This is a genomic window from Bradyrhizobium sp. WSM1253 (genome assembly GCF_000244935.1).
GTDB lineage: Bacteria > Pseudomonadota > Alphaproteobacteria > Rhizobiales > Xanthobacteraceae > Bradyrhizobium > Bradyrhizobium canariense.
Genome location: NZ_JH600072.1, coordinates 114,398 through 124,285 on the forward strand (window position 1 = coordinate 114,398; position 9,888 = coordinate 124,285).

Here is a 9,888-nt window from a genome sequence, read left to right on the forward strand (position 1 = left end):
CGCGGCCTATGCCAACTTGATCCGTAGGGCTGTGGAGGACGACGAGATCACGAAAGCGCTGACACTGAGGCCAGACACCCCGGACATGGTGGTTCGGGAGCTGCTGTCGGCATCGCCACGGCCGGCGATTAACGGCTTCCAACGCAGACGCGTCCTCGCAAGTATTAGCGACAGCGAAGCGACCTTACGACACTGAGTACGCCGCTGCGAGGCCGGAGATCATATCGCTCAATCGGAGCGGAAAGCTGAGCGACTCGACTGTCAATCGGTTCGCGATCCGGCGTGAGACAGCCAACCTGTTCACGGCGTTGTCGGTGCTGTCGGCAGCACCGATTGAGGCCATCGAGCAGGTTATGGCAGACTCCGGTTACGAAGGCCCAGTTATGGCGTGCCGGGCATCGCGCTTGAATTGGCAGACCACGCTGGCCGTCCTCAACACTCGCGGCGCGGGGCTTTCACTAGGCGAGCGCGCACGAGCTCAGTTGCTGTTTGAAACGCTTCATCTCTCGACCAGCCAATGGTCCGTTCGTTGGGGAGAAATCTCCGCGGGCGCCCACGGTCGCACTGCAAGATCGGCAGGAAACCAATGAAATTCGACGGTCGCAAGGCGTCTCGGGTGCGCATGGACAACAGACAGCCCATGAACCTGATGGGCTCCGACGGCACCTGGCGCCGAAGCTGCGTCTTGCTCGATATCTCGAACACCGGCGCCAAGATCGAAGTCGAAGGGTCGCTCGATGTTCTCTCGGCCAAGGAGTTCTTCATGCTGCTGTCGTCGACGGGACTGGCCTATCGACGTTGCGAGCTGGTCTGGATCGACGGAACCACGGCTGGCGTCCACTTTGTCCAAGCAAATGGCAAGAAGGCCCAAACGACAGCGAGCGACAGAGGCGCGCACAAACCAACTTGAGCGAGCGGTGTTATCCAAGTGAGCCAATGACCTTGGACCACCGACGAGGCCCATTCAGCCGGGCACCCCACGAACGAAGGCACCAGTCATGCTCGTGCACGTATTGGCCGACACTTCCGAGAAGCTCTTCGGGCTCTGCTCGCTTTTTGGAGGGCAGTTCACCGTTGCCGGCGAGCGGCTCGATGTAGAAGCAAAGCTTCCGCACGCTGCTGCCGCGGTCGTCGTCCGTGCCGACCTGCGGGCGGTCGCAAACATTGCCGCGCTGAAAAAGAGAGCTGCCCGGTTCGCCATAGCAAAGAAGCGCATCTTCCTCGTCGAGCAAACCTCGCACGTTTGCATCTCGCAAGCTTATGCGCTCGGCGCAACGTTGGTGTTGTCTGGCAAGATCGAGCCGGCCAAGCTCCTGGCCGCTTTGGCCGATCCAGCCGGCGAAGAGACTGGGTCGACGAGCGGCATCTCGCAGCCTGACAATGCGGTTGAGGCCGCAGCAACCGCGATTGCGTCGATGTTCACCTCCATCACCCTCGGGGAGCGGGTCGACGTCGCCGGTCCCAAAGAGGCCGGACGCAAGATCACCAACCGGATTTCCGAGCATGGGCTATCCGAATGGCTGGCCACGGTGCGGCGCCATCACGAGGGAACGTTCCAGCACTGCCTGCTCGTGACCGGCGTCGCGGTCGATTTCGGCCTCAGCCTCGGTTTCCGTAAAAGTGACCTTGAACGGCTCTCCACTGCTGCCATGTTCCACGACATAGGAAAGGCGAGGGTGGCCTTGGCGATCCTGGACAAGCCAGGACGCCTCGACGACGAGGAGCGAACGTTGGTCGAAACTCACCCGGCGGTGGGTTACGATGTGCTGAAAGGGCACGTGGACATCTCACCCGAAGTCCTCGATGCGGTCCGGCATCATCACGAATATCTCGATGGCAGCGGCTATCCTGACGGCCTCTGCGCCGAGAACATCACCGACATCGTGCGCATTCTGACCATTTCGGATATCTTTGCGGCGCTGATCGAACACCGGCCGTACAAACCGACAATGCCACGCGCGGCGGCGTACGAGATTCTCTGTGGCATCAGGGGAAAGCTGGAGAGGGCGCTAGTCGCCTCTTTCAAGGATGTCGCGCTTAGCAGATGAATTCTGCTCGAGCCTATGCAGGAATATTCCACGTCTCACTCAAGGCTGATCGGAGGCGGTCTTATTTCCATGCACTTCGGCTTCTGGGCCCATCTTGGACATCCTGACCGGCGCCGATGATTTCCGTTCCCGGAGCTCAACGCTAGCCAAAACGTTGAACTCATTGCAAGTTTTGACGATCCGGGCGGAGCTCGCGCAAAAAGCTACGGTGACGAGCTATGAATGGACCCGTGTAATTCGGCACTATGTCGATTGGCGGGCAGGGACCTCGTCAGGACCGCAACTAAGCTCGCCGCTCGGGGGCTACCTGCTGGCGAGCTAGCCTGAGTCTTTCGGTCCGTTAACGATCGGATCGTCACGGATACGCGCGGTGAATGTCGATGTTGCGTGTCTCACGATCGGAGGCAAATGATGGCTCGATGTCACGTGGACCAGCATTGAGTGACCGCAGAAGAAGTAGTCCGCTGTGTAGCGGGCCAAAATCGGTGCGTGCAAAACCCAATGGCAGTCGGGCGGTCGATTTTCTGCACTCGGACCTGTTATAAAGGGACAGAACTAAGCCGAACTGCAAGCATGCAAACATCACGTCTACAAGAGCGCATCGGCAGGAACGTCCCATGAGCGTGTCCCAACTCACGAAGCGCGTTCGACGCGAGCTGACTTATTTGGACTATCCGGCTCGGGAGTGGACAGTCCCGCGATTTGTAGACGGAGTACCGGTTCTGGACGTGCTGATTGTCGGCGCTGGACAGAGCGGACTGGGAATCGCGTTCGGTTTGAGGCTTGAGCGCATAACAAACTTCAGGATCATCGATCGCCGCCCACGCGGTTTCGAAGGACCTTGGCGCAGTTTCGCTCGGATGGAACGGTTGCGCACGCCGAAGGAGGTGACTGGAATTGATTTCGGCGTCCCGAGTCTAACGGTACGGGCCTGGTACGAGGAAAAATTTGGGCGGCGAGCATGGGGTCGCATAGATACCCTCCCTCAGGAGGTATGGCGTTCTTATCTGGATTGGTACCGAGACGTTCTGGATCTCCCGGTTGAGAACGAGGTCGAACTAATCTTGATTGAACCGGCGGATGGTATCTTCCTTGCCCATCTTCGTCGTTCCGAAGGGATTGAGCGGGTATATGCAAGAAAGATCATTCTTGCGACAGGCTTTGAGGGAAGTGGCAGGTGGGCCGCTCCTAAGTTTCTGGTCGCTGATTTGTCGGAAGATCTTTATGCACATTCGGCCGATGATATCGATTTTCGCAAGCTTACGGGAAAACGCATTGGCGTCCTTGGTGCCGGGGCATCGGCCTTTGACAACGCAGCTCTCGCGCTTGAGGCGGGCGCGGCGCGAGTAGACCTTTGCTTCCGCCGTTCGGAGATGCCGCGGGTCAACCCACTCACTTGGATGAATTTTGCCGGTATGTTGGGCCACTTCGGTGAGCTGACGGACCTGGACCGCTGGCGGTTCATGCGCCACATTCTTGACGAGCTTCCGGTCCCCCCCACACAAGACGCTTATTGGCGATGCCGCGAGTTTGAGAATTTCGCCTGGCACCCCGACTGCGCATGGACTTCCATCGACGAAGCTTGCGGTACTGCAAGGGTTCGAAGCAGGAATCGCAGATTCGAATTCGACTTCATGATTTTTGCGAGCGGTGTCGAACCGGATCTCTCAGCGCGTCCCGAGCTCGCCCTATTTTTTGAACAAATAGCCCTTTGGCGCGACCGCTTCACGCCTCCATCGGGCGAGGAAAGCGAGTCACTCGCACGCTATCCCTATTTGGGTGACACCTTTGAATTCACGGAGCGGCACCGCGGCGCCGCTCCGTTCCTTAGAGGAATACACAACTTCACGTTCGGAGCGTTTCTGAGCCACGGCATATCAGGAGCGGCCATCACGGGTATAAAGTATGGAGTGCGGCGGCTGGTAAACGGAATCGCGCGTGATCTGTTTTGCGACGACTCGGCCAATTATTACCGCGATCTGCTGTCATATCAGACGCCTGAGCTGCGGACCTTGGACAATGCGTTTGTTTGGCTGAGCCAGCTTGGCAGTGACGCTGCTAATTTCGACAGCTTCGCCAATCAGCTGGATCAGCACCAGTTTGCCACGCTGCGTGGCTTGTTGCTACGATCAACGCCACAGCACGAATCTCCGGCTGCAAAGTCCGCCCGACCTGCCCCAACGAAGCGCCCGCCGCGAACGACGCAGCTCAAGAAGAAAAAGGGGAGGTGACATAGCGACTTTATGCTCGCGAGGTGCGACGCGACGATCTATTCTACGCTCGACGGATGCTCCGTGGACAGAAAGCCAATTGAGTATTGTGGAAATGCCGTTTGACTAAAGGTCGTATTGGAGAATATTGTAGTTTGTTGCCTTGCACGTAGTGATCACCGCCTGACGACCACCATCATCGTGAGGTTAGCAATGGCCTTCATCGCATTTACGAAAGTGATCGATTTTACTACATTGACCGCCAAGCAGCGGAGAGAACTCAAAACCATTCTCGGGAAGCGTGAGGATCAGCTCAAAAAGGCGATCAAGGATGTCGAGAGCGCCCTTAGCAAGCTTGAACGAACGGGTCGGAAGTCTCGAAAGCAGTCGAAGGGCAGGCGTTGATCGGGCGCTAATCAATTTGCGCCGGCCATGATGTTGGGCGGCGTTGGCTAGCATTTGCCGTGATCTGGCTTCTCTTTCGGTGCTGAAATTGAGCTTAATTCGTCCACGAGATTCCTGGCATCTTCCAGATCGGGCATATCCCGACCGTCGGTAAACCAAGAGTATATTGGTTTTGCGAGGGACGTAGCTTCGAAATATCTGCCTTCGTTACACCAATGCCGCGCGAGGCAGATCGAGGCACGCAACTCCCACCAGCGGGCTTGCTGTTGCCGCGCAATGGCCACTGCTCGCTTCAGTTCGACCTCTGCCTGGTCACGCCTCCCGAGTATTAGGTTGATGCTGCCCCTAAGACGGTACAGCTCGGCCTCAAAGAACCTCTCACCTGTTGCTTCGGCCAGCTGAACGCCTTCGTCCAGCAGACGGAGTCCGACTTCAGGTTCTCCGAGCTGGGCATGGGCGAAGGCGAGATGGCCCAAGTACACAGTGCGGCGGCATCGCTCAGAGTTGCGGTAAGTTGCCGCCAAGGCGTTGCGCATCAGTTCAATCCCGACTTGAAGGTCTCCTGCTTGGGCTAACAGTGCTCCACGGAAAAAACGTGCTCTTCGTTCGATTGCCGCAAATTCATGCTCGATGCTGAGCGATATCGCCTCGTCGGCGTGAGCCAAGGCGCGCTTTGCGTCGCCGCCGATTGTGCCCAAAACGGCTATGTTCCCCAGAGCCAGGGCTGTCGTAAAGCTTTGTTCTCTCGTTCGGGCAAGAGTCTCTGTGCGCTCGACGATTGTTGTAGACTGTTTAGGATAGCCAAGGACCAATAGCGTCGTCGAGAGCCACGCCAGGCTATTCACCGCGTCATCGACTCCGAAGCGGCGATAGGTCGAGATCGTGGCTGGATTGGTTGCGCATAGTGCGAGGGCGCGATCGAGGTGTTGGCGTGCATCGGCGAAGGCACCCGTGAAATGCAACGACTGCCCAATGAACCGTGTGGCTAGGACGGACACGCCGGGATGCTCATACTCTGTGGCCAACGCGAGGCAGTGCCGGGCGTCCTCCAGCGCTGAGCCATACTCCGCGCGCATGAAGTGGGCTAGGTAGTTGCCCCACAGGATCGTCATCCGTTCTTCTAGGCTGGCGCTTTCGCCAAGCAGCGCGCGAGCCCGTGAGAAGACCCGCGACGTTTCAGGCGCGGCATCACCCTCAGTCGCGGCAACTGCAGGCCCAAGGGCCAGATAAAAATCTAATTCTTTGCGGTCCCGTTGTGGCGAGCTCGGCAGTTGCTGGGTTAGCTCCATTCCTCGCGTGAGATGTTTTACGGCCTCGGCATTGGAAGAGCGGCCGAGCGCGCGCTTTCCAGCCTTGAGCCAATAGTCCGTCGCTTGCTCGAGCATGCCGGCTTCGGTGAAATGGTGCGCAAGGATTTCAGGGTCGTTCACGACGGCATCCTTGAATCCGTTCTCTAGGGCGCGCGCTATCTGAGCATGAAGTTGCCGTCGCCGTCTCTTCAGCAGGCTTTGGTAAGCCGCATCCCTGACCAATGCGTGCTTGAAGCTGTACATTGCATCCGGCAGCTCACCTTGGCGGAAAATAAGTCCGGCCTCCTCGAGTTCGGCGAGGGAATGCTGCAACCATGGGTCCTCTCGAGCTACCACAGCCAGCATCAAGGAATAGGAAAATTCGCGACCGATGGTGGCGCCGATCTGGGCGATCTCCTTCACCGAGTGCAGGCGGTCGAGCCGCGCCATCAGGGAGTCATGGAGGGTTTCCGGGATGGCGAAAGGCGGTAACGGCCCCCTGAGCTGATAGCGATCCTGATATTCAACCAGGATGCCTGCTTCGATGACAGCCTTTGTGAGTTCCTCCACAAAGAGCGGGTTTCCGTCAGTCTTTGTGACGATCTCCTTCATCACGTCGATCGGAAGCGCGCGACCGTTAGCCACCTGCGTGGCCACACCTTTGACATCATCTGGGTTGAGCCGTCCGAGGATCAGGCTTCCGACATTTGCAAGACCAGTCCAGGGAGGCTCGAACTCTGGTCGAAAGGTAACCAGCGCAAGAATAGGCAACTGTCGGGCTCGCTCTACGACGAGGTCGAGCAATTCGAGGGTGGTGTCGTCGGCCCACTGAACATCTTCGAGGAGCAAGAAGATCGGCTGTTTGCGCGAACGGCTCTCGAATTGATCGAGGAGCGCGGCAAGCGTTCGGCGACGCTGCTGGGCGGGGCTTAGCTGCAGTTTCGGATAACGATCCTCGCACGGAATCGATAGCAGCGCGGCAAAAAGGGGTACCACCGTCTGAACTTGCGTCGCTCTCAGCGCGAGCAGCGCCTCCAGCTTGTCAAGCCGCATCTCGGCCGAATCGTCCGCCTTAAACCCGGCGCTCCTTTCCAACTGCTCGACCACGGGATGAAGTGCGCTGTTGGCGTGATAAGGCGAGCACTGATAACGAAATTGCATCTGTGGTTGATGCTTAGCTGCACGCTCAGCCAGAGCGGCTGCTAGGCGCGATTTCCCGATACCCGGCTCGCCGGAGAGGAGAACAATCTGGCCTTCGCCGGTGCGAGCCAAACGCTGACGTTCCAACAGGAACTCCAACTCGGAATCGCGGCCGATGAGATGGGCGCGCTCTGCCGGACGCACCGCTTCAAAGCGGCTCTCGGAAGCGGAGAGGCCCTGAACGGCCCACGCGCAGACGGGCGCGCTGATGCCCTTGAGCTGGTGGGCCCCAAGATCGCGAAGATTAAAGATATCGCCAAGGAGACGGCGCGTCGAATCAGCGACGACCACTGTATTCGGCTCTACCAAGGCTTGCACGCGAGCCGCGATATTAGGAGCGCCCCCAACGACGGAATGCTCCCGAAGCTTACCCTCGCCACCCAGGTCGCCGACTACCACCATGCCGGTGGCGATGCCGATACGCACGGCGAGAGGTTCTCCTGCGCGGGTTTCGAGCCGTGCGACGGCAGCAATGATATCCAGTGCAGCTCGCACCGTTCGTTCGGGATCGTCCTCGTGCGCAATGGGATAGCCGAAATACGCAAGGATGCCGTCGCCGCGAAAGTCGGCGAGAAAGCCGTCATAGGAGCGCGTGATGCGAGCACAAGCAGCGTGATAGGCATCTATGACGGCGCCCATATCTTCCGGATCAAGCCGTGCCGTCAAAGCGGTCGAACCGACTAAGTCACAGATCATCACCGTGAGGTGGCGGCGTTCCGCGTACTGCGCAACTGCAGTATTCGCATCAGCCGAGGGAGGGCTTGAGGGAAGCGCACTGATCGCATTCATCAGGCGCTTGCGGTCGCCAAGTGGGATGCCGATCTTTTCGAAGTCGCCTTCTGTCAATTGCGGCAACACATCGCAATCGATGGCATTCGCGATGAACAGGGACTCATGCTGTCCCAGCCCTAGCCTTCTCAGCCAAGTCTTGATTTCCATGGCCGGACCCTGGTGTGTACGAAAGTTTCAGCATGTCAGAGCCAAACCTTGGTTCGGCTACTTCATCGCATTCGAATATCCATTCAAAGCAGTTCGGTCTTATCGCACCGACAATAGCATGCTGTCTGGCCTGTATATGTGAACAGCCTCGCAATTCGTCGCACCTAAATACCTCTTGAAGCATGGTAAGTGTTCCGTCCGACGGCTGTGGCTGTCGTTTCTGTCCCTACATCGCTCATGAGGAGATCCCATGGTCAGCGACGAGGGTGGCACGGTGATGTCGAGCGCTCCGCAGTCTCCATGTTGATCAGGAGTCCGAATTGGTCGACCGCTCAACCGGCAGATTGGGGAAGCTCGCCGCCGTTAAGGCGTTTGAAGTTCAATCATAGAAAGCCAGAGGACATCCACTCCTCTAGACTCTCCACGGCAAGTAGTTGGAATGGGACAGATTTCAGTTGACTGCCTGGGAGTCGGCATGAATTTCTACGGCGACTTGCTACGAGTTAAATCTGCCAATGCCAGCTCGAGCTCGATCGCTACAGCTGCTCTTGCTCATAAGAGAGTTCAACCAATTGAAGCTCTCGCTCTGTTTGATCCAAATCATGGTCGGAATCGCCTGGAGTATGGGACAGTCCGAAGGCGTGATCTATCGAAGACGTTGACTGCGACGTGGTGTCTCGTTGGCGGCGAACACATAGCGCGAGTTGGCGCTGGATGCCTCGCCGCGGCCTACCTGAAAAACGCAGCAGACTGGTCCGTCCCATCCTCAACGAAGGGCAGGTGGCCTGAGGAGGCAGGAGCTTCCCGGGCACCACCTGAAGTCGGAATGCGCCTGATCCGTGCCGTATAGGCGCTCCAGCGGCTCAGGTTTGCCCGGTGGTGCGCGATGCGCAAGTAACACACCGTCAATCGCCCAGCGCTAGAACAGGTCCTATCGCGGACTGGTGACGAGCACTGGGATAGGAATGGGAATTGAGAACCCGGCGGACCTAGGCCGGCGGGTTTTTCTTTGATCAGATCGGGCCCGGGGCAGGCCAGTCCACGATGACTAAGTTTCACCCATGTGTATGATTCCCTTGGGCGGGGCTTGATTCGTCATGCTGGAAGCCATTCTCCTATTGCTGGAAATTGGGGCCGCAGCCCTTCTGCTGATCGCCTTCTGGGGACTGCAGCATCACGTATGACTGCGCCTCGGGGGCCTAGCGCCTCGAGGGCCGCCGGTTGACGCAGCGTGCTTGCTGTACGCGACTGTGATGACTGTTAGGGAAGGCCGTGTGAAGTAGTTCACAAGCGGGAGGTATTCCTGAGCCTAGCATGCGTGCTTCCACTGGAGGGAAGCGCAATGAAGTGGAACTTGGCAACCTGTCGAATGCTCGCGCTGACCGCCGCTGTTCTGGTGGCGGCTGGTACTACTATGGCCGTCGGTACTCCTCGTGGAGTCCATGAACCAATGTTGGGGTCCGATTGGCAATGCAGCCGGACCATGCTGCTCGTGACCACGTGTGCGCACTGAAGCATTGATCGGATAGCCGCAGACGCGTTCGGCAAGGCCAGCGGGCGCTGGTTCACACATCTCGGCCCTCACGAATATCGGCCTAACAATCAATTAACGAAGAACCCATAGCGTGTTCCGCCGCTGACCTGCATCCCGTGACGCATGGCGAGGTGGGTCTAGGACGGGGCCGATACCATGGCGGACCTAAGGGAAAAATTGGACAAACTCCGTGCCGATGCCGCGGATTTGGCCCTTATGAGCAGGCGATCGAGCGACCCGCAAAAGCGCGCACTTTTCGAACG

Annotated in this window: 5 protein-coding genes and 1 pseudogene; 5 read left to right on the forward strand and 1 reads right to left on the reverse strand. The window is 58.2% G+C overall.

Annotation, left to right across the window (positions count from 1 at the left end; genetic code table 11):
* From BRA1253DRAFT_RS40790 to BRA1253DRAFT_RS00545, 5 genes and pseudogenes are all read left to right on the forward strand, one after another.
* Positions 1-590: pseudogene (locus BRA1253DRAFT_RS40790) on the forward strand (DUF2336 domain-containing protein); the annotation flags it as partial.
* Entirely contained in the window at positions 587-910 is a 324-nt protein-coding gene (locus tag BRA1253DRAFT_RS00530; protein WP_009859243.1) for a PilZ domain-containing protein, read from the forward strand. The pseudogene BRA1253DRAFT_RS40790 and the gene BRA1253DRAFT_RS00530, both read left to right, overlap by 4 nt.
* An 88-nt stretch (positions 911-998) precedes the next feature.
* Entirely contained in the window at positions 999-2,048 is a 1,050-nt protein-coding gene (locus tag BRA1253DRAFT_RS00535) for an HD-GYP domain-containing protein (RefSeq protein WP_009859244.1), read from the forward strand.
* 617 nt (positions 2,049-2,665) lie between these two features.
* A complete protein-coding gene (locus tag BRA1253DRAFT_RS00540) occupies positions 2,666-4,279 on the forward strand; it encodes an NAD(P)-binding domain-containing protein (RefSeq protein WP_009859245.1) in 1,614 nt (537 codons plus the stop codon).
* A gap of 192 nt (positions 4,280-4,471) precedes the next feature.
* A complete protein-coding gene (locus BRA1253DRAFT_RS00545) occupies positions 4,472-4,663 on the forward strand; it encodes a hypothetical protein (RefSeq protein WP_009859246.1) in 192 nt (63 codons plus the stop codon).
* Positions 4,664-4,710: 47 nt separating this feature from the next.
* On the opposite strand, the gene BRA1253DRAFT_RS00550 is transcribed toward BRA1253DRAFT_RS00545, so the two are convergent.
* Positions 4,711-8,091, reverse strand: a complete 3,381-nt coding sequence (locus BRA1253DRAFT_RS00550) for an AAA family ATPase (RefSeq protein WP_009859247.1) — start codon at positions 8,089-8,091, stop codon at positions 4,711-4,713.
* Positions 8,092-9,888 lie beyond the last annotated feature (1,797 nt).